Origin of the sequence: Stenotrophomonas sp. SY1, assembly GCF_021202945.1 — a bacterium.
Lineage (GTDB): Bacteria > Pseudomonadota > Gammaproteobacteria > Xanthomonadales > Xanthomonadaceae > Stenotrophomonas.
Genome location: NZ_JAJOYR010000001.1, coordinates 53743 through 73586, shown reverse-complemented (window position 1 = coordinate 73586; position 19844 = coordinate 53743). Strand labels below are relative to the sequence as shown.

17 protein-coding genes are annotated in these 19844 nt (G+C 62.3%); 6 read left to right on the top strand and 11 right to left on the bottom strand.

Features of this window, described 5'->3' with window-relative positions:
• The first annotated feature begins 45 nt into the window (after window positions 1–45).
• The 3 genes from cls to LR961_RS00255 all read left to right on the top strand — a co-directional run bounded on the left by cls (window position 46) and on the right by LR961_RS00255 (window position 3020).
• A complete protein-coding gene (gene cls / locus LR961_RS00265; RefSeq protein ID WP_232146394.1) occupies window positions 46–1506 on the top strand; it encodes a cardiolipin synthase in 1461 nt (486 codons plus the stop codon).
• A gap of 303 nt (window positions 1507–1809) precedes the next feature.
• On the top strand, window positions 1810–2256 hold the full coding sequence (locus tag LR961_RS00260) for a hypothetical protein (protein WP_232146392.1): 447 nt from the start codon (window positions 1810–1812) through the stop codon (window positions 2254–2256).
• Window positions 2253–3020: a pyridoxine 5'-phosphate synthase gene (locus LR961_RS00255; protein WP_232146390.1), complete on the top strand. Its 768-nt coding sequence runs from the start codon at window positions 2253–2255 to the stop codon at window positions 3018–3020. Before LR961_RS00260 ends, LR961_RS00255 begins: the two co-directional genes overlap by 4 nt.
• 1018 nt (window positions 3021–4038) lie before the next feature.
• Here the strand turns inward: LR961_RS00255 and LR961_RS00250 are convergent.
• The 11 genes from LR961_RS00250 to dnaA form a co-directional block, all read right to left on the bottom strand.
• Window positions 4039–4449 carry a biopolymer transporter ExbD gene (locus tag LR961_RS00250; protein WP_232146389.1) on the bottom strand — a complete coding sequence of 137 codons (411 nt, stop codon included), beginning with the start codon at window positions 4447–4449 and terminating at the stop codon, window positions 4039–4041.
• A 3-nt stretch (window positions 4450–4452) separates the two neighbouring features.
• Window positions 4453–4878 (bottom strand): biopolymer transporter ExbD, encoded by a 426-nt coding sequence (locus LR961_RS00245; RefSeq protein WP_232146386.1) that lies wholly within the window; start codon window positions 4876–4878, stop codon window positions 4453–4455.
• Between the two features lie 46 nt (window positions 4879–4924).
• The gene (gene exbB / locus LR961_RS00240; RefSeq protein ID WP_232146383.1) at window positions 4925–5668 is read right to left on the bottom strand and encodes a TonB-system energizer ExbB; all 744 of its coding nucleotides are present in this window, start codon (window positions 5666–5668) and stop codon (window positions 4925–4927) included.
• 87 nt (window positions 5669–5755) lie between these two features.
• Complete coding sequence (locus LR961_RS00235; RefSeq protein ID WP_232149125.1) at window positions 5756–6313, bottom strand: energy transducer TonB; 558 nt, start codon at window positions 6311–6313, stop codon at window positions 5756–5758.
• A gap of 260 nt (window positions 6314–6573) precedes the next feature.
• Window positions 6574–7767, bottom strand: a complete 1194-nt coding sequence (locus tag LR961_RS00230) for a DUF4032 domain-containing protein (RefSeq protein WP_232146382.1) — start codon at window positions 7765–7767, stop codon at window positions 6574–6576.
• A gap of 130 nt (window positions 7768–7897) precedes the next feature.
• Window positions 7898–8704, bottom strand: a complete 807-nt coding sequence (locus LR961_RS00225) for a M48 family metallopeptidase (RefSeq protein ID WP_232146380.1) — start codon at window positions 8702–8704, stop codon at window positions 7898–7900.
• A gap of 70 nt (window positions 8705–8774) precedes the next feature.
• On the bottom strand, window positions 8775–9611 hold the full coding sequence (locus LR961_RS00220) for a type II CAAX endopeptidase family protein (RefSeq protein ID WP_232146378.1): 837 nt from the start codon (window positions 9609–9611) through the stop codon (window positions 8775–8777).
• An 82-nt stretch (window positions 9612–9693) separates the two neighbouring features.
• Complete coding sequence (gene gyrB, locus LR961_RS00215; RefSeq protein ID WP_232146376.1) at window positions 9694–12153, bottom strand: DNA topoisomerase (ATP-hydrolyzing) subunit B; 2460 nt, start codon at window positions 12151–12153, stop codon at window positions 9694–9696.
• Window positions 12154–12265: 112 nt separating this feature from the next.
• A complete protein-coding gene (gene recF / locus LR961_RS00210) occupies window positions 12266–13366 on the bottom strand; it encodes a DNA replication/repair protein RecF (protein WP_232146374.1) in 1101 nt (366 codons plus the stop codon).
• Between the two features lie 1031 nt (window positions 13367–14397).
• The gene (gene dnaN, locus LR961_RS00205) at window positions 14398–15498 is read right to left on the bottom strand and encodes a DNA polymerase III subunit beta (RefSeq protein ID WP_232146372.1); all 1101 of its coding nucleotides are present in this window, start codon (window positions 15496–15498) and stop codon (window positions 14398–14400) included.
• A 370-nt stretch (window positions 15499–15868) separates the two neighbouring features.
• Entirely contained in the window at window positions 15869–17197 is a 1329-nt protein-coding gene (dnaA, locus tag LR961_RS00200; protein WP_232146369.1) for a chromosomal replication initiator protein DnaA, read from the bottom strand.
• Between the two features lie 253 nt (window positions 17198–17450).
• On the opposite strand from dnaA, the gene rpmH reads away from it, so the two are divergent.
• From rpmH to yidC, 3 genes are read left to right on the top strand one after another with little or no spacing between them, the layout of a single operon-like run.
• A complete protein-coding gene (gene rpmH, locus LR961_RS00195) occupies window positions 17451–17591 on the top strand; it encodes a 50S ribosomal protein L34 (protein ID WP_006404565.1) in 141 nt (46 codons plus the stop codon).
• Between the two features lie 38 nt (window positions 17592–17629).
• On the top strand, window positions 17630–18091 hold the full coding sequence (gene rnpA / locus LR961_RS00190) for a ribonuclease P protein component (protein ID WP_232146367.1): 462 nt from the start codon (window positions 17630–17632) through the stop codon (window positions 18089–18091).
• Window positions 18091–19806: a membrane protein insertase YidC gene (gene yidC / locus LR961_RS00185; protein ID WP_232146365.1), complete on the top strand. Its 1716-nt coding sequence runs from the start codon at window positions 18091–18093 to the stop codon at window positions 19804–19806. Before rnpA ends, yidC begins: the two co-directional genes overlap by 1 nt.
• Window positions 19807–19844: the final 38 nt, after the last annotated feature.

The following is a 19844-nucleotide window of genomic DNA, read 5'->3' as shown; positions in this document are numbered from 1 at the left end:
CTATCCCCAGCCCATGTTGTCACCGCGCATGGCTAGAATCGGCGCATGCGCGAAACCCTGAACGTCCTGTGGACAACTGCCACCAACATCCCCCATCTGGGCCAGATACTGGCGATCACCTATGTGGTCTACCTGCTGCTGCTGGCCTGTTACATCGTCCTGCAGAAGCGCGAACCGGTGGCGACACTGAGCTGGATCCTGTCGCTGGCGGCGTTGCCTTACGTGGGGCTGATCGTGTTCTACCTGCTGGGACCGCAGAAGATCGTGCGCCAGCGCCTGCGCCGTGGCCAATCACGACAGGGCATGAGCACCTACGAGGCGGTATGCCGGCCGGATGAGGACTGCTCGGAACTGGCGCGGGTAGGGCAGGCCACCACCGGGCTGGCACTGAGCAGCGCCACCGACGTGGATTGGCTGGTGGATGGCGCCGCCACCTACGCGGCCATCATCCAGGCCATCGGCCAGGCGCGCCGCCACGTCAACCTGGAGTACTACATCTTCGAACCCGACCACGCCGGTACCGCCATGCGCGATGCGCTGGTCGAGCGCGCCCGCAACGGCGTGAAGGTGCGCCTGCTGCTGGACGCGGTGGGCTCATCGCGCATCCGCCGCCGGTTCCTGCAGCCACTGCTCGACGCTGGCGCCGAAGTGGCGTGGTTCCACCCACGACAGCTGCTCAAGCCATTCAAACGGCCATGGTTGAACCTGCGTACCCACCGCAAGCTGGTGGTGGTCGATGGCGAGGTCGCGTTCACCGGTGGCATCAACGTCACCGACGAGGAAGACGACAGCCGCAATCCCAATGCCTACCGCGATCTGCACATGCGTATTCGCGGCCATGTCGTCCACAACCTGCAGCTGGTGTTCCTGGAGGACTGGATCTACGCCACGGGGCAGGGCGCGCACCACTTCCAGCGCGCCGACCTGTTCCCCGCCAACGTGCCGACCCGCGCGCAGGGCAGCATCCGCGCACAGGTGCTGGTATCTGGTCCGGATTCGGCCTGGGAGCCGATCCACCGCCTGCACGTGGCCGCCATCCAGGAAGCCAGGCGTCGGGTGTGGCTGGTCACGCCGTACTTCGTGCCCGGCGAAGCCGCGCGCATGGCACTTACCTCCGCCGCGTTGGGCGGGCTGGACACGCGGCTGATGGTGCCCAGGCTCAGCGATTCCAAGTTCGTCACCCTCGCCGCGCGTTCCTACTACGACGAGCTGCTGGAAGCTGGCGTACGCATCTTCGAATACGGGCCGCGCATGCTGCACAGCAAGGCCTTCATCGCCGATGACGAAACCTGCATCGTCGGCACCGCCAACTTCGATCACCGCAGTTTCCGGCTCAATTTCGAGTTGTCGATGATGTACAACGACCGCGCGCTGACCGGCGAACTGGCCGCGCTGTTGCAGGAAGAATTCAACAGCGCCACCGAAGTACAGCCCGACCGGCAGCGCTCGCTGTGGCGCGAGCGCCTGCCCGAAGCCTTCGCACGGCTGGCATCGCCGCTGCTCTGACGTACTCCGTGTAGAGCGGAGCCATGCTCCGCTGGGGCTGTTCCGGTGAGAACACGGAAGCCGCATCAGCAACTCCACGCGGCTCGGCCGCCTCGCGTTTGGTTTCGTTCCCCAAGCCCGGCAGCAGCTCGGCATCACGTGGTGCAGCACGCACCGGACATACGCCATCCACCACAGCCTGCCATCGAACTCGCCGGCCTTGCGGCGGCATGTCGCCGGCACGCGGCGAGCTGCCGCACCCGACAAAACCACACTGACGGTTGCCGATGCTTCAGTGCCTTCGATCCCGGTCAAGCGCTCCACATGAGCGCTCTCACAACACCGACGACGTCGCCGTCGACCACTGCCGACGCCACTTTTGCCGGCCGTCGCAAACCTGTGGACAACACGTGGAACAGCGGCGCCTGCCACCGTTACACTGCACGCCTCTACGGGGAGATCGTCATGTATTGGCTGTTCCTGCTACTCGCGATTGGTGCCTTCATCCTGGCCATTTCAACCACCCAGATGTGGTTGCTGGTGCTCGCCCTGGTGGCCTCATTGGTGTTTGCGCTGCTGTGGGTGAAAGGTCTTTACGTCGCCCGCATGGGCTCGGTGGTTGCCGACACACCGCGCGCGCTGCACCCGGCCGAGTTGCAGGCACTGCGCGAACAACTGCGTGGACAGGCCAATGCCCCGCTAGCATCCAGCGCCGCGCCCGCGTCTGAAACCGAAGTGCCCGCACAACCGCGCGACAGCTCGCAGCCATGACCTGCCTGAGCGTCAACGTCAACAAGATTGCGGTGCTGCGTAACTCCCGTGGCGGCACTGATCCGGATGTGGTTCGCGCCGCCATGACCTGCCTGCGCGCCGGTGCCCACGGCATCACCGTGCATCCGCGGCCGGACCAGCGGCATATCCGCGCCGACGACGTGTTTGCACTGTCTGAACTCACCCGCCAGCACGGCGTGGAATTCAACATCGAAGGCAATCCGTTCGCACCGCCACGCGAGGGCTATCCCGGTCTGCTGCCGCTGTGCGAGCAGACCCGCCCGGCGCAGGTCACCCTGGTCCCTGACAGTGATGGCCAGCTGACCTCCGACCACGGCTTCGATTTCAGCCGCGACGGCGAGCGCCTGCGTCCGCTGATCGCGACATTGAAGGAATACGGTTGCCGCGTCAGCCTGTTTGTCGATGCCGGCAATCCGGACATCGAACAGGCAGCGGCGCTGGGTGCGGATCGCATCGAGTTGTACACCGGCCCCTATGCAGAAGCCTTCGCCAACGGCGATACCGAGCAGGCCGTGGGGCCTTTCGTCGTCGCCGCCCGCCGCGCCCAGGCCGCCGGTCTGGGCGTAAATGCCGGCCACGATCTGTCGCAGGCCAACCTGTACCACTTCCTCGCGCACGTACCGGACGTACTGGAAGTCTCGATCGGCCACGCGCTGATTGGCGAGGCCCTCTACGACGGGCTCGAAATCACCATCGACAACTATCTCAAGCTGATCGCCCAGGGCAGCAGCCCAGCCACCTGAGCCGGACGCTGACTCCATCCCACAAGCGCATCGCCCTGCTGTAGACACCTGCGGGGCCTTGGGGCAGGGCAGCCGTCACAGGATCGGCATCACCGCAAAACCAGCACCTGCCGCTCCCCGGCATGGCCAACAGGTGCGGACATATCCACAAGCCACAACAGGCAGCGCACGTGCAGGAGCGACTTCAGCCGCGAAGCCCACAAGCTCGACGCCCGCGGAACATGCCTGCAATTGCAGACATATCCACACCCCACTGCAATCGGCGCTTTTTTAGGGGTGGCTTCAGCCTCGAAGCTAGAATTTGAACGTCAGCGAACGTGTCCGCAATTGCGGGCTTTTTCTTGATCCGGCAGCAAAAAAGTCGCCATTCTGAAGGAACGGTTTCAGCTACGAAGCCAGAGAGTCCCATGCCGGCCCAGCATGCCCGCAATGGCAGACATATCCACAACGCCACAACAAGCAGCCTTCGTAGGAGCGGCTTCAGCCGCGAAACCGGCAGGGGCCAAAGCCCGCGAACATGCCTGCAACTACAGACATATCCACAATTTCACTGAAAATGGCGTCCCTCTGCAGGAAGCGCTTCCACCGCGAAGCCGGCAAGCCCAACGCCGCCGACATTCCTGCAATTGCAGGCTTATCCACAACTCAGCAACACCCAGCCTCCGTGGGAGCGGCTTCAGCTGCAAAGCCGGCACAACCAACTACCGCCGACATCCGGCCAATTGCCCTGGCGCCACAATCGATGACTGCCGCCCTTCAATCGGCACAGTTCCAGCGACTATCAGCAACTTGAATCCGCCCAGGTACCCGTAATCCCACGCTGAAGACATCGCGCTGATGAAACCACAGCGCAACATCGCCTGATGTTGTGGATCACGACGACTCGACACCAACACGTACGTCAACTTCGCAGCCGGAAAATCCCCACCAAGGCATCGGCGAACGCATATTCCAGACACAAAAAAACGCCCCCGTTTCCGAGGGCGTTTTCCAGTCGCGTCATGACTTGGGTATTACGTCACTGCACGAAACCGATCTTCTTCATCTGAGCATTCTTCGCCTGGGCCAGGATCTTGGCCATGACGTCGTACTCCGAATCCGGGCTGGCTTCGATGCGAAGTTCCGGCTGGTTGGTCGGATCCTTCTGTACTTCTTCTTCCATCTTCTGCTGCAGGTCAGCCACATTCACCGGACTGTTGTTCCAGTAAACCTGGTTGCTCGCATCCACACGCAGATCGATCGGCGGCGGCGGCTCACGCAGCTGCGGCGGCGGATTGATAACCCGCTGCGGCAGATCCACGGCGATCGGATACGTCATGATCGGCGCGGTCACGATGAAGATGATCAGCAGCACCAGCATCACGTCCACGAGGGGCGTGACGTTGATGTCGGCCATTGGGCCCTTGTTACCACCACTACTGAAAGCCATGTCTTATTGCCCCTTTTCTTTGGTGGCAACGAAACCGACATCCAGCATGCCCTGGCCCTGCGCGATCTTGGTCACTTCATTGATCACGCTCATCTTCGTGGTCTTGTCACCACGAAGATTCAGCGGCGGCTGCGGCGTCTGCTGGGCAGCAGTGGCGAAACGCGATTCCAAAGTCTCCTTGGAGACTTCCTCGTCGTTCCAGTAGAGCTTGCCGTCTTCCTTGACTGCCACCGTGATCGGGTTCTTCCGATCCTGCGCAGCTTCCGGATCCTGGATCAAGTTGGCCTCGGGCAGCTCCACCTTGACCTTGTGGGACATCAGGGGAGCCGTGATGATGAAGATGATCAGCAACACCAACATAACGTCCACGAGGGGCGTCACGTTGATGTCGGCCATGGGGCCGTTGCTGTTGCCACTACTGAAAGCCATAACGGGCTCCGTCTATATCGTTGCGATGACTGCTCGGCTTACTGGCTCAGCGAACGCGCGAGCCAGTGGCGAAGAAGTCGTGCAGATCGTGAGCGAACGTATCGAACTTGCTGATCGTGGCGCTGTTGATCTTGCTGAAGAAGTTGAAGGCGAACACGGCCGGGATAGCCACGAACAGACCGATGGCGGTCATGATCAGTGCTTCACCCACCGGGCCGGCAACGGCGTCGATGGAGGCCGAACCGGTTGCACCGATCTTGATCAGCGCGCCGTAGATGCCCCACACGGTACCCAGCAGACCCACGAACGGAGCGGTTGCACCGACGGTGGCCAGCAGGATCATGCCGCCCTGCAGCTTGTTGGATTCGCGGGTCACGGCCTGACGCAGAGCGCGGTCAACGAACTCCGAACGGCTCAGGGTTTCGCCGGCACCAGCCTGCTGGTGGTGGGCGGCAGCCTGGGCAGCGTCCAGTGCGATCTTGGAGAACGGCTCCGAAGCCGGCTGCTCTTCCATGGCGCGGATGGCGTCCTGGGCGTTCGGGGCATCCCAGAACTGACCCGGCACGCGATCAGCTGCGGCCTTCAGACGGGTGGAGCGGAAGATGTTGATGACGGTCCAGTACCAGGACATGGCCGACATCGCCACCAGAGTCAGCAGCACGACCCAGGAAACGGCGAAGTCACCCGGCTTGGAGGTCATTTCGTGGATCAGGTGCTCGAAGCCCATCTGCGAGAGAGCGTTGTTTGCGTTGCCCCCGGCAGCAGCGGCGATGAAAATTTCCTGCAGCATGACGCTTACCTTTGTTGTGTGTGGTGTTAAAGGGTGTAGCTAAAGTCGAGCAGCTCCGTGGGCGGCCAGAACCGGCCGCCACGCGAATCAGCTCAGCGCAAAGTTGACCGGGACGCGAACGCGACCAGCTGCCTTCGTCCCACCGCTCGAGGCGGGGTTGAACTTCCACTTGCGTGCCGCTTCCATTGCAGCTCGGTCGAGGTCGCGGTTACGGCTGGACTTCTCGACGGACACATTGGTGACATTGCCGTTGGCGTCGACATCAATGATCAGGATGACCTCGCCCTGGATACCGGCGCGGAAAGCGGCCGGCGGGTAACGCGGCGGGTTCATGTTCTTGGACGAGATGTCCACGCTGGCCTGGATATCAACCGGCGGGGCAGGCGGCGACGGCGGCGACGGCGGCGTCACCACGTCGTTCGGACGCGGTTCCGGCACGTCGACCACCGGAGCTTCCGGCGGCGGCGGCAGCGGCGAGGGCTTCGGCGGCGACAGGTTCTTGACCGGCGGCGGCGGGATATCCTGCGGCGGCGGCGGCGGCGGCGGCGGCGGTGGCGGCGGCGGTGCGTCGACCAGCGTCACCATGACGTTGCGTTCCTTCTCCGCAGCGGCCTTGGGAGCCACAGCCGGGATCAGAAGCATCATCAAAGCAGCCAGATGAAGTGCGATTACAAAGGCAATGCCAGCGATTCGAGGCCAGCTCAGGCCCGTTTCTTTTTCGCTGTCATACCTGTGGTGGAAGACCAGTTGTTCCGTCATGCGCCAAGAACTCGTTAGTGGGGCCGGGGCGGCGTTGTTTTGACGCCCCTGATTCAGCGGTGCATGACACCGCAGGAACCTCCAAGCTTATACCAATCCTGACCAGCTGCGCATCACAAATACAGCTGTTCAGGCGTTATTCCTGCTTACTTCAGGTTGATGATTTTGTCAGCATCGGCCGGGTTCCTGATGCCCTTGGCCTTCGCGTCACGCGCGGCCTGCTTGGCTTCGGGAATACGACCTTCGGCATGCAGGACACGTGCCAGATTCAGGTACGTCTCACCATCCTTGGAGAGCGGGGCAGCCTTCTGCCACGCATCAATCGCCTGCGGCACCTGCTCGGTGTAGTAGTACGACTGCGCCAGTGCCAGATAAGCCTGGTGGTCCGGCTTGAGGATGCCCTTTTCAAGGCCCTCGTTGATCACCGCAATGACGTCCCGTTCCTTGTTCTCGGTGTTGGCATAGATCGAGTACAGCTGCTTGTACTCGCGCTCTTCGGTGAGCTGTCCAGCCGCGCGCAGCTTGTCCATCACTGCGGCAGCCTTGTCCATCTGGTCGGCCTGCATGTACATGCTGGCCAGGTTGAGCTGGGCCTTCTTGTCGGCCGGGTTCTTGGCCGCCAGTGCTTCGGCTTCCTTGACCGCTTCGCCGGTCTGGCCAGCTTCAGCGTAGGACGCCATCAACAGCTGGTTCCACGTGTCCTTCGGCTCGGGCGAGGCGGCGATGGCGGCCTTCAGCACCGGGATCGCTTCGGCGTACTTTTCGGTCTGGTACAGGGCCTGGCCCTTGATCACCAGTTCCTCGGGCTTGTTGGACTTGGACTCTGCGAAATACTTGTCCAGGTTGGCCAGGCCTTCGGCGTACTGGTCGTCCTGCAGCTGCAGCTGGGCCAGCATCAGCAGTGCCTGGTAGTGGCCGTTGTTGTCCAGTGCATTGAGGTTGATGGCCTGCTGCAGGTAGTTCTTGGCAGCCGGAATGTCATCCAGGTTGTACGCGGCCTGCGAAGCCAGCTGATTGGCAACAGCCTTGTCGTATTCGTTGGCCCCCTCGGCAGCGATGATTTCATCAGCCAGCGTGCGGGTTTCCGCGTACTCGTCCTTGTTGTATGCGGCGAACAGCTTCTGCAGCTTGCCGCCCATCTTCGAGGATGCCTTGACGCTGGGCTCCTGACGGGTGGCTTCCGGGAACAGTACTTCCGCCTTGGCGCTTTCCTTGTTGCCACGGCGCTCGCTGCGGTCAGACGAACGCGACTGGGCCACGGCATCAGCCACCACAACACCACCAAGCGCGGTTGCGATCAGGACGGAAAGCACGGCTTGTTTATGGCTGCGGAAGATCATGTTTCACCTCGATGAAACCGCCGTGGCGGCAAAAATTCGGACAATCGGTAATGAACCGAGCAGGCAAACGTATCAGAAAATATTTGACGGAGAAATCACTTCTGTTGGTGTACTGCAACAAAATGCCCTGTCATCCGCATTTGGGGACGATGCCCGACTGCCGCGCTTGGCGGTAGATCGGCTCCAGAGCGGGGGCATCCCGCTGCAATTCACGTATGCGGTTGGCCGGATCCGGGTGGGTCGACAGCCACTGCGGGGAACGCCCGCCACTGGCGGCCATCATGTTCTGCCACAGGTTCACGGCCTGGGCCGGATCAAACCCGGCCTGTGCCATCAGCCGCTGGCCGACCACATCCGCCTCGCTTTCCTGGGTCCGTGAGCCGGGCAGCAGGAACATGGTCTGCGCGCCCATCCCGCCGAGCTGGCTGACGGTATTGGCCGCGCCGTCGCCATACGCCGCGCCTGCCAGCGCGCCAAGAATGCCCAAGCCGGTCTGCGCGCCCATCTGGCGGGTGATGCGCTCTTCGTGGTGGCGCGAGATGACGTGGCCGATTTCGTGGCCGATGACCGCCGCCAGCTGATCCTGGTTGCGCGCCACGGTGAAGATGCCGGTGTTCACGCCGACCTTGCCGCCGGGCAGGGCAAAGGCATTGGGTTCCTTGTCGACGAAAACCGCCGTTTCCCAACGTACGCCCCGGTACTGTGGCGGCAGCTGCGCAACCAGCGCATTGACCACGCATTGCACGTAGCCGTTCTGCCTGCCATCGCGATTGAGGGTCTGCTTGGCCTTGGTTTCGGTGAAGGCCTGGGCACCGAGCTGATCCAGCTGCTGCGGGGAAACACCGCCCACTACCTGGCGACGGCCAGTAGGCGAGGTCGTCGTCGCACACGCACTGAGCATGAGCAGCGTGGCAAGGGCAAAGACAGCAGCCTTCATGATCGATCCCCCACATTCATGACTCGCAGTGTGCGAGCAACTTGCTTAATTTTTCGTCAACCGCGGTCGCTTATTGCGCGCCGAACAACACCAGCGCAGCCAGCGCGATGGCGTTGTTGATTGCGTGCGCACCCACCGCGGCCCAGAGCGTGCCGGTGCGGCGGTACAACCAGGCAAACGCCGCACCCATGCCGCCGTACACCAGCCACAGCTGGATCATTTCCGGCAGGCCGTTGGGGCTGGTGCCCGGGATTTCATGCACCAGCGCGAATGCGGCACTGCTCAGCACCAGGCCCAGCCAAGGCCGGCCGGCGGCCCACAAGCGCCCGAACAACACGCGACGGAACAGGACTTCCTCGTATGCCGGCGCCAGAAACACCGCAAACACCACCAGGAAAACCGGGTAGTTGGCCAAGGCCTGTTCCATCAACGGCAGGTTGGTGGGCACCGGTTCGATGCCGAACTGCTTGGCCACCACGCCGATCAGGCTGCTGCCGGCGAACACCGCACCAGCAACGATCACCGTCCATGCCCAGGTCGAGGGCCGCAATGCGGCCTGGCGGGAGAGCTGGCGTTCGGCCGGGCTGGCGCGACGACGCCAGAAATACAGCAGCAGCGCTGCACCGCCGGTGGCGAACAGGGCGATCAGCATCTGTGCCAGCGCGCCGGGTTGGCCGAGCAGGCCGACCATTTCCTGGGCTTGCGGCGCGCCAGCGCCGGAGCGGGCAGCTTCCATCCCGACTTCGACGCCGCGCCACAACCCCCAGACCACGCTGCAGAACAGGCTCAGGCCGAGCAGGGTCGCCACGCCGATCAGCAGATCCAGGCCGAAACCGGCGACCGGCGAGCCGGCGTTGGGGGATGCGGCAGACGTGGGAGAAGTCGGAAGCGTTGGGGGAACGGACATCGCAGACCTGTGATGAGCAGCGGACGGGCAAAAAAAACGGGCGCCGCGAGATGCTGGCGCCCGCTGTTGCGTCTGGATTGTGTCAGATATCCAGATTCATGACCTTCAAGGCGTTGTCCTCGATGAAGTCACGACGCGGTTCAACCACATCGCCCATCAGGGTGCTGAAGATCTGGTCCGCTTCCACCGCATCTTCGATGCGCACCTGCAACAGACGGCGCGTATCCGGGTTCACGGTGGTATCCCACAGCTGTTCCGGGTTCATTTCACCCAGGCCCTTGAAGCGCTGGATCTGGCGGCCCTTCTTGGCTTCTTCCATCAACCAGGCCTGGGCCTGGGCGAAGCCGGTGATCTCGGTGCTGCGGTTGCCGCGGTTGATCGTGGCGCCTTCGCGGATCAGGCCGTGCAGCAGCTGCGAGGCTTGGTGCAGCGCACGCAGTTCACCCGATTCGAACGAAGCCAGCGGCAGCACCTGGATGTGTTCCTCACCCATGTGGCGGCGCGTGACCAGCACGGCGGCCGGACGATTTTCGTTCGGCTCCTGCAGGGTCAAGGTGAAACGCGGGGTGCCGAGGCTGCCCTGGTTCAACTTGCTGGCCAGTGCTTCCAGGCCTTCGCCGGCAGCGGCGGTGCGCAGGTGCTGCAGGTCCATCGGGGTGAAATCGACCAGTGCCTCGAGCAGGCTGCGGTCGTAGCGATGCGCGTTGCGATCGATTGCGTCCTGCGCGTTGGCGTAGGTGAGCAGCAGCTTTTCCAGCGCCACGCCTTCGATCGGCGGCTCGCCGGTGGCCGGAATCAGCGCGGCATTTTCCACCGCGTTGTTGGCCAGGTAGGCATCCAGTGCCGGGTCGTCCTTCAGGTACAACTCGGTCTTGCCCTGCTTGATCTTGTACAGCGGCGGCAGGCCGATGTAGACGTAACCGCGCTCGATCAGCTCCGGCATCTGACGGTAGAAGAACGTCAACAGCAGCGTACGGATGTGCGCGCCGTCGACGTCGGCGTCGGTCATGATGATGATCTTGTGGTAACGCAGCTTGTCCGGGTTGTATTCGTCACGGCCAATGCCGGTACCCAGCGCGGTGATCAGCGTGCCGACCTGGTCCGAGGCCAGCATGCGGTCGAAGCGCGCACGTTCCACGTTGAGGATCTTGCCGCGCAGCGGCAGCACCGCCTGGTTCTTGCGGTTGCGGCCCTGCTTGGCCGAGCCACCTGCCGAGTCACCCTCGACGATGAACAATTCCGACAGCGCCGGGTCCTTTTCCTGGCAGTCGGCCAGCTTGCCCGGCAGGCCGGCGATATCCAGCGCGCCCTTGCGGCGGGTCAGATCGCGCGCCTTGCGGGCGGCTTCACGGGCACGCGCAGCATCGACGATCTTGCCGGCGATGGCCTTGGCTTCGCTCGGGTTTTCCTGCAGGAATTCTTCCAGCTTCGCGCCGAAGGCGTTTTCCACGGCCGGGCGCACATCCGAGCTGACCAGCTTTTCCTTGGTCTGGCTGGAGAAGCTCGGATCCGGCACCTTGACCGACAGCACCGCGATCATGCCTTCGCGCATGTCATCGCCGGTCAGGTTGATCTTGGCCTGCTTGGCGATGCCGTTCTGCTCAATGTAGTTGTTCAGTACACGCGTCAGCGCACCACGGAAGCCGGCCAGGTGGGTACCGCCATCCTTCTGCGGGATGTTGTTGGTGAAGCAGTACATCGTTTCCTGATAGGAATCGGTCCACTGCAGCGCCACTTCCACAACGATGCCGTTGTGCTCGCCGGTCACCGAGATCACGTTCGGATGCAGCGGCGTCTTCACCTGCGCCAGATGCTCCACGAAGCTCTTGATGCCGCCTTCGTAATGGAAATCATCACGACGGCCTTCGCCGCGCTCATCGATCAGGACGATCTTGACGCCGGAATTGAGAAACGAAAGTTCGCGCAGGCGGCGCGCCAGGATTTCGTAGTGGAACTCCACGTTGTCGTGAAACGCCGACGTCGAAGGCCAGAAGCGCAGGGTGGTGCCGCGCTTGGTGCTGGCCTCCAGCTTCTTTAGCGGGGTGACTGCCGCGCCGTGGCTGTATTCCTGCTGGTAATGGAAACCGCCCTGGTAGATGTCCAGCAGCAGCTTTTCCGACAAGGCGTTGACCACGCTGACGCCGACGCCGTGCAGGCCGCCGGAAACCTTGTAGCTGTTGTCGTCGAACTTGCCGCCGGCATGCAGGACGGTCATCACCACTTCGGCCGCGGAAACCTCGCGGTCGAGCTTCTTGCTCATCTGCTCGTGCTTGCCGGTCGGGATACCACGACCGTTGTCCGAAACCGAGACCGAGTTGTCGGCGTGGATGGTGACCACGACGCTGTCGGCATGGCCGGCCAAGGCTTCGTCAATGGAGTTGTCGACAACCTCGAACACCATGTGGTGCAGACCGGTGCCGTCATGGACGTCACCGATGTACATGCCGGGACGCTTACGGACAGCTTCCAGGCCTTCCAAGGCGGTGATGCTGTTGGCGTCGTAGTTGCCATTGCTGGCTGGGGTGTTCTGTTGTTCGCTCATTGCGCTTGCCGTGGGCTCCGCAGGTCACGCACCCGTCCCGAAGGGCAGGTGCATGAGAGATAGGGGATTGCGTACCGATTATACCCGCCGGGCAGATTTCCGCCCTGAAGCTTCAGTTCACAACAAGAACTGCGCCGTGTTCCACGTGGAACATGGCTGCCGGACGCAGTTGTTCCTGCAACGCTGCCGGAATCTCCGTTGCAGTAATGAACACCTGCGCCGGCGTAGCGCCTAGGTGCTGCAGCACCCGTTGCTGGTGATTGCGGTCCAGCTCCGAACCAAGATCATCCAGTGCGATCACGGGCCATTCGCCGCGTTGCGCCGCGTAATCGTCCGCCTGTGCGAGCAGGCAGGCCAGTGCGGTGAGTTTGGCCTGTCCGCGCGAAAGAGCGTCACGTCCAGGAATCTGGGCGAAACCCACGCTCCAGTCCGCCCGGTGCGGTCCCACCGAGGTATAGCCGGCCGTGCGATCCCGGTCCCGGGCCAGCAACAGTGCATCGGCCAACGGCATCTCGTGCCGGCGCCACCCCGGCTGTAGTTCAAGCGTCTGCAGTTCCAGGCCCGGCGCCAGCTCAGCAGCAATGGCCACGGCACGTTCCTGCAGGCGCTCCAGGTACTGCTGCCGGCGCGAAGTCAGCGGGGTTCCCGCCTCGGCAAGCTCCCAGTCCCAGGCATCAAGCTGTTTACCGGGTGCTCCGGCCTTCAACAGCGCGTTGCGCTGCTTCAAAGCCCGCGTGTAGCGGCGCCACAGCGGCAGGAAATCAGGTTCCACGTGGAACAGTCCCCAGTCGATGAACCGCCGGCGGGGCTCACTGCCCCCGCTCACCAAGGCGTGGCTGCCCGGTTCGAAGGTCACCACTGCCAAGGCCGCGCAGAGTGTGCCCAGTTGTGGAACATCTTCACCGTCCAGCCGGCCTTTCCAGGCATGGCCGCTATGCCGCATGCCCGCCTTGCGATTGACGCCGCTACCGTCCCCGCCCGGCTGTTCCTGCCATTCCACAAAAACATCCAGGTTCTCGGCGCCTTTCTGCACCAGGCCGTCACGCACCCGGCCTCGGAAGCTGCGGCCGTACGCCATCAGGTGCAATGCCTCGAGCAGGCTGGTTTTTCCAGCGCCGTTGGCGCCGGTGATCAGATTGATGCCCGGAAGCGGAGAGAACTCCACCGAATCAAACCGACGGACGTGGTTCAGGGCGACTCGGACGATATGCATTGAAGCTCGAAGAAAGCATGAAAGCCGCTACGACATCCGCAGCAGGCGGACGCGCAGCTTAAAGCATCCCGGACATCACCAGCTTCCAGGGCCGATAGCAACTTGGCCACGTGGAACAACACCTGATTTCTTGAAATCTGAGCGGCCACGGCGCCATCCCCTTTGCAGACTTCACGAAATAACGACCTTTCTTCAGGCCGGGATAGCTCTGGGGGCAAGCCCTGTGTATAACTTTGGCAATCTGTGGATAAAAAGGGCACCTTGTCGCCCTTCCAGGCTTATGCACAGATATCCACAGGCTAGAAGGGCACTTCTACAGGGGGTTTCGATGGCAATAACTACTTTTATAACAACAACTTAGGGTAGTTCTACATAAAATCTGCTCCTACCATCACCACCAAGCTTTTGATTTAATCTCAGATTTAAAGCATAGAGCTGGCAAAAAGCGGGCAACCAGATCGGGCTTCAGACCGGTTCGAAATCTTTGAATTCTGGTTGGTTAGATCCAGGGCGATGTTTCAGATTTCACGAAATCCCGGGATCTCTGGAATCCCATCTGCATCCCATCGCGTACGAAGATCTCTGCGGACCTGGCCAGGAACCTTCCGGCAACCCGTTTGCGCCATCTGCCCGACCGCGTTGCAACGCAATCAAGCCAGCAGACTCCCGTATTTCAATCAGGTTCTCTTTACACCTGACGCGGCAAGTCGGATTCGGTTTAGACAACGCCGGCATCAAACGAAGCACCGGCAAGCGGAGATCACACAATTTCTCGATCACCTGCGGTTGGCCAGGAGAATAGGGACCCTGGAGTCCTGGCTTCATCGGGACCGGCGGGTGTCGCAGTGCGGTATCGCAAGAAAGCGGTTTGTCTGTGGATCAGCTGGACTGCCTGCTGATTCAGGATCAGGGAATTGCCGGAGAACGTCCCTCCCAGGCCCAGTTCCACGTGGAACATTGCGCGCAATGGAAATCCGAAAACAAAAAACCCGGCTTTCGCCGGGCTTTTCGTGTTTCACGTGGAACGCCGGTCAGAGACGCAGCGGCATCACCACGTGACGCGACTTCTCGCTGCTGGCTTCGCGCACCAGCGCCGACGAGTTGGAATCGCGCAACTGGATCACCACGTGCTCATCGCGCAGCGCGGAAAGCGCGTCCAGCAGGTAGTTCACGTTGAAGCCGATAGCCAGATCACTGACCACGGTCTCGGCTTCGATCTCTTCCTGGGCCTCTTCCTGCTCCGGGTTGTGCGCGCTGATCTTCAGCTGGCCCGGAGTCACTTCGACGCGAACGCCGCGGTACTTCTCGTTGGACAGAATCGCTGCACGCTGCAGGGCGGCGCGCAGGGTTTCGCGTTCAACCTTCACTTCGCGGTCGGCGCCAATCGGCACCACGGCTTCGTAATCCGGGAAACGGCCGTCAATCAGCTTCGAGGTGAAGGTGACATCGTCGCGCTTCACGCGCACGTGGCTGCGGCCAACTTCCAGTTCGACTTCGCGCTCGCCGCCTTCCAGCAGACGCTGCAATTCGGTCACGCCCTTGCGCGGCACGATGATCTGGCGCTTGGCGCCACTGCCGTTTTCCAGCGTGGTTTCGCACAGCGCCAGGCGGTGCCCGTCGGTGGCAACGCAGCGCAGGGTGGCGTCACGCAGGTCGAACAGCAGGCCGTTGAGGTAATAACGCACGTCCTGCTGTGCCATTGCGAACGCGGTGCGCTCGATCAATTCCTTCAATGCCGATTCCGGCACCGCGACACGCTCGGTCGCTTCGACCTCGTCGACCGAAGGAAAATCGTTTGCCGGCAAGGTGGCCAGGGTGAAGCGGCTGCGGCCGGCCTGCACCGTGATCTTTTCGCTGGTCTGGGAAACCGTGATCCGGCTGCCGTCGGGCAGGGCGCGGATGATTTCGAACAACTTACGCGCCGGAATCGTGGTTTCGCCGTCCTGGGCATCTTCGACCGCGATGCGGGAGACCATTTCCACTTCCAGGTCGGTACCGGTCAGCGAAAGCTGACCACCCTGAACCTGAACCAGGAAATTGGCCAGAACCGGCAGAGTCTGGCGGCGTTCAACCACGTTGACGACCTGGGCCAACGGCTTGAGAAAGGCTTCGCGCTGCAGTGTGAAACGCATTTGGTTTCGTGCCCCTATGCTTTTAAAAGATGTGGGTTAAATCAAAAGCTTGGTGGTGCTGGTAGAGCCAGATTTGGTTTAAAACACACCCAAGTGTTTGTTCTAAAAGGGTTTAATTGACTCGAAACCCTCTGTACTACTGGCCCGGAACGGGTGGGGAAGCCTGTGGATAATTTTGCCCTGTTTTTCAAAGGCATTTTTATCCACAGATTCTCCAACGTCTGCCCCCGAATCATGCACCGTTTTGTGCGATGACGCCTGTGCGGCGTGGGGGCATGATGCTGGCCACTTCCCACTACTTCCCCTCCGGAACCTCGATGCTGAATCTGCCCAACGTGTGCCTGTACCTGCTGCTCACGCTGTGGACGGCTTATTCGCTGAGCTTGCGGATGAGCTTGTCCCAGTCCTCGCGCAGCTTGCCGTCGGTTTCCATCAACGTCCGGATCTGGCGGCAGGCATGCAGCACGGTGGTGTGGTCACGACCGGCAAAGGCATCACCGATTTCCGGCAGGCTGTGCTCGGTCAGCTCCTTGGTCAGCGCCATGGCGACCTGGCGCGGACGGGCCAGCGAACGGGTACGACGCTTGGACAGCAGATCCTTGATCTGCAGCCCGTAGTAGTCGGCCACGATTTTCTGGATGTTGGGGATGCTGATGGCCTGTTGCTGGGCACGCAGCAGGTCGCGCAGGGTTTCCTGGGCGAACTCGGTGGTGATGGCGCGGCCGGTGAAGTTGGCACGGGCAGTCAGCGTATTGAGCGCACCTTCCAGATCACGCACGTTCGAACGCATCTTCTTGGCGATCAGGAACGCGACATCATCGGGGATTTCAGCACCACGTTCGCGGGCTTTTGCCAGCACGATAGCGGCACGGGTTTCAAAATCCGGCGGCTCGATGGCCACCGACAGACCCCAGGCCAGGCGCGACTTCAAGCGTGCCTCCAGGCCTTCCACCTCACGCGGATAGCGGTCGCAGGTCAGGATGATCTGCTGCTTGCCATCAAACAACGCGTTGAATGTGTGGAAAAACTCTTCCTGGGTGCGGTCTTTGCCGGCGAAGAACTGGATGTCGTCGATCAGCAGCGCGTCCACCTGCTGGAACTGGCGCTTGAACTGGTCCATGGTCTTTTCCTGCAACGCCCGGATCATGGCGCTGAAGAACTGTTCCGAACGCAGATACAACACCTTGGCGGCCGGATTGGCCTGGCGCATCGCGTTGCCGGCGGCCAGCATCAGGTGGGTTTTACCCAGACCGGTGCCGCCGTACAGCAGCAGCGGATTGTGTGCGCGATCGCCAGGTTTCTGCGCCGCCTGGAATGCGGCGGCCAGGCCCAGCTGGTTGCTGCGGCCTTCGACGAAATTGGCGAAGGTGTAATGCGAGTCAAGGTTGCCGTTGAACGGCACCACCGGCGCGGCCGGGTGCGAAACCGCGGCCAGCGGGGCCGGGACGACCGGTTCCGGCGCGCGCGGACGCGAGCCGATTTCCAGCATCACCTCGCCAAAACCGGCGAAATGGTTCAGCAATTCACCAATACGCGGCAGATAGCGTTCGCGCACCTGCTCGACGATGAAGGCGTTGGGCGCATACAGCACGAGACTGTCTGCGCGCTGGTCGGCCTGTAACGGCTTCAACCAGGTGTGGACATCTTCGGGCGGAAATTCCGCCTCCAGACGTTCAAGGCAAAGGGACCAGGCATCCATCAGAAATAGTCATCTAAGGCCTTGTCAGCCGGGCGCGGGAAGTCGCCGGGCCACAGGCCGGAAAGGGGGAAAGTGGATAGCCCAGACTACCACCGCAGGCAGGAACCGGGAATGCTTGTCCCGGATTTATTCACAGCCTCATCCACAAGCTATGCACCGGTCCGTGAAATCGATGCGTCACTGATGGTTGACGAAGCGGCTCGGCCTATATAGAATTTCCGGTTCTTTCCGTCCCATTCATACAGGTGCCCCCATGGCCACCAAGCGCACGTTCCAACCCAGCAACCTCAAGCGCAAGCGCGATCACGGCTTTCGCGCACGTATGAAGACCGCTGACGGCCGCAAGATTCTGTCGCGTCGCCGCGCCAAGGGCCGCAAAGTCCTCAGCGCTTGATTGCTTTGCCGCTCACTGCGGCAAATGCAAATCCGATCGTGAGCAGTGCCTTCCCGCGCAAGCGATTTCCTCGCTCTGCGCGGGTTCGTACGCGTGCCGAATATACATCGGTCTTCAACGGCGCCCGCCGTGTGTCCGACCCTCTGATGACACTCCACTGGCTGAAAGCGGATTCTCCCGCCCGGCTGGGATTGGCTGTGTCACGGAAGGTGGACACGCGGGCGGTCGGCCGTAACCGTATCAAGCGTGTGTTGCGCGATGCCACACGCCATCTTCGGCCGTGCCTGGCCGGTGGCGACTACGTGATAGTTGCCCGTTCGGCGGCCAAGACCGCCAGCAATCAACAGATTCGAGAGGCGTTTGAACGCCTGTTGCGCCGTGCCGGCGCATTGCCCGCCGCGAACGCGAACGGCACAATGCCGCCGCGTGAGGGCGCTGAACCTCTTCCTTCTTTGAAAGCGCCGGAAGCTTCTTCCGGCCGAGCCGAGCCTGCCTGCTGATGAACCAGACCCGTGTATTCCTGATTTTTGCCTGGCTGATGGTGGCCGTGCTGCTGTGGATGGAATGGGGTCGCGAGAAGAACGCGCCGGACCCGGCCACCGTTGCCGCAACCCAGCCGGCCGTGCCCAGTGCCAATGACGCCGATCTGGCGCCGCCGAACGCAGGCAAGGTGCCGCAGGCCAGCGTGCCCGGCCAGGTCCCCGCCGCCACTGCAGTGGCGGGCGTTGAAGCCGCTGCTACCGGCGCCGCACCGCGCGTGACGGTCACCACCGACGTGCTGAAGACGGTGATCGACGGCCGCAGCGTGCTGGATGCCGATCTGCTTCAGTTCCCGCAGACCAAGGCCGCCGGCAGCCCGCCGGTGCAGCTGCTGACCGAAGACAAGGCGCATCCGTACAGCGCCACCGCCGGTTGGGCCAGCCAGTCCAACTCGCCGGTTCCCGGCGCCAACGGCTTCCAGCCGGCGCAGGGCGTGACCGAGGTCGTGCTGGCTGATGGCCAGAATGAGGTGCAGGTGCCGTTCGTGTGGAATGGCCCGGATGGCGTCAGCATCCACCGTACCTTTGTGTTCAAGCGTGGCGATTACGCCATCAGCGTGAAGGACGAAGTGGTCAACGCCGGCACCACCCCGTGGCAGGGCTACGTGTTCCGCAAGCTGGATCGCGTGCCGCCGGTGATCAGCAAGGGCATGACCAACCCGGACTCCTTCAGCTTCAACGGCGCGACCTGGTACAGCCCGGAAGAGGGTTATGAGCGCCGCGCGTTCGCCGACTATCTGGAAGACGGCACCCTCAACCGCACCATCACCGGTGGCTGGGCGGCGATGCTGCAGCATCACTTCTTCACCGCGTGGATTCCGCAGGCCGACCAGGCCGCGCTGTACACCCTGGCGCAGAACGGTCCGCGCAACGTGATCGAAGCCAGCGGCCCGGGCTTCACCGTGGCCCCGGGCCAGAAGGTCAGCACCCAGGCACGCCTGTGGGTGGGCCCGAAGCTGGTCAACCAGATCGCCAAGGAAGACGTGAAGGGCCTGGACCGCGTGGTCGATTACAGCCGCTTCTCGTTGATGGCGGTCATCGGCCAGGGCCTGTTCTGGGTGATGAACCAGGTGCACAAGCTGGTCGGCAACTGGGGCTGGTCGATCATCGGCCTGGTGATCCTGCTGAAGATGGTGTTGTTCCCGTTGGCCAATGCGCAGTTCAAGTCGCAGGCCAAGATGCGCAAGTTCCAGCCGCGCATCGCGCAGCTCAAGGAGCGCTACGGCGACGACAAGCAGAAGTTCCAGACCGCGATGATGGAGCTGTACAAGAAGGAAAAGATCAATCCGCTGGGCGGCTGCCTGCCGCTGCTGATCCAGATGCCGATCTTCTTCGCCCTGTACTGGGTGCTGGTGGAATCGGTGGAACTGCGCCAGGCGCCGTGGATGGGCTGGATCCAGGACCTGACCGCGCGTGACCCGTACTTCATCCTGCCGGTGATCAACATGGCGGTGATGTGGTTCACGCAGAAGCTGACGCCTGCGGTGGGCATGGACCCGATGCAGCAGAAGATGATGCAGTTCATGCCGCTGGTGTTCGGCGTGATGATGGCCTTCATGCCGTCCGGCCTGGTGCTGTACTGGGTGGTCAACGGCGGCCTGAGCCTGGCCCAGCAGTGGTGGATGATCAAGAAGCACGGCGAAGATGCGTCGGTTGCCAAGGTCGAAGCCAAGTAATCGCAGAAAGCCCGCCGCAAGGCGGGCTTTTCGCATGC

What these genes read in the sequence shown, in the direction of transcription:
- cls (WP_232146394.1), top strand. Translation starts at nt 46, where the DNA reads ATGCGCGAAACCCTGAACGTCCTGTGGACAACTGCCACCAACATCCCC.
- LR961_RS00260 (WP_232146392.1), top strand. Translation starts at nt 1,810, where the DNA reads ATGAGCGCTCTCACAACACCGACGACGTCGCCGTCGACCACTGCCGAC.
- LR961_RS00255 (WP_232146390.1), top strand. Translation starts at nt 2,253, where the DNA reads ATGACCTGCCTGAGCGTCAACGTCAACAAGATTGCGGTGCTGCGTAAC.
- LR961_RS00250 (WP_232146389.1), bottom strand. Translation starts at nt 4,449, where the DNA reads ATGGCTTTCAGTAGTGGTGGTAACAAGGGCCCAATGGCCGACATCAAC.
- LR961_RS00245 (WP_232146386.1), bottom strand. Translation starts at nt 4,878, where the DNA reads ATGGCTTTCAGTAGTGGCAACAGCAACGGCCCCATGGCCGACATCAAC.
- exbB (WP_232146383.1), bottom strand. Translation starts at nt 5,668, where the DNA reads ATGCTGCAGGAAATTTTCATCGCCGCTGCTGCCGGGGGCAACGCAAAC.
- LR961_RS00235 (WP_232149125.1), bottom strand. Translation starts at nt 6,313, where the DNA reads ATGATGCTTCTGATCCCGGCTGTGGCTCCCAAGGCCGCTGCGGAGAAG.
- LR961_RS00230 (WP_232146382.1), bottom strand. Translation starts at nt 7,767, where the DNA reads ATGATCTTCCGCAGCCATAAACAAGCCGTGCTTTCCGTCCTGATCGCA.
- LR961_RS00225 (WP_232146380.1), bottom strand. Translation starts at nt 8,704, where the DNA reads ATGAAGGCTGCTGTCTTTGCCCTTGCCACGCTGCTCATGCTCAGTGCG.
- LR961_RS00220 (WP_232146378.1), bottom strand. Translation starts at nt 9,611, where the DNA reads ATGTCCGTTCCCCCAACGCTTCCGACTTCTCCCACGTCTGCCGCATCC.
- gyrB (WP_232146376.1), bottom strand. Translation starts at nt 12,153, where the DNA reads ATGAGCGAACAACAGAACACCCCAGCCAGCAATGGCAACTACGACGCC.
- recF (WP_232146374.1), bottom strand. Translation starts at nt 13,366, where the DNA reads ATGCATATCGTCCGAGTCGCCCTGAACCACGTCCGTCGGTTTGATTCG.
- dnaN (WP_232146372.1), bottom strand. Translation starts at nt 15,498, where the DNA reads ATGCGTTTCACACTGCAGCGCGAAGCCTTTCTCAAGCCGTTGGCCCAG.
- dnaA (WP_232146369.1), bottom strand. Translation starts at nt 17,197, where the DNA reads ATGGATGCCTGGTCCCTTTGCCTTGAACGTCTGGAGGCGGAATTTCCG.
- rpmH (WP_006404565.1), top strand. Translation starts at nt 17,451, where the DNA reads ATGGCCACCAAGCGCACGTTCCAACCCAGCAACCTCAAGCGCAAGCGC.
- yidC (WP_232146365.1), top strand. Translation starts at nt 18,091, where the DNA reads ATGAACCAGACCCGTGTATTCCTGATTTTTGCCTGGCTGATGGTGGCC.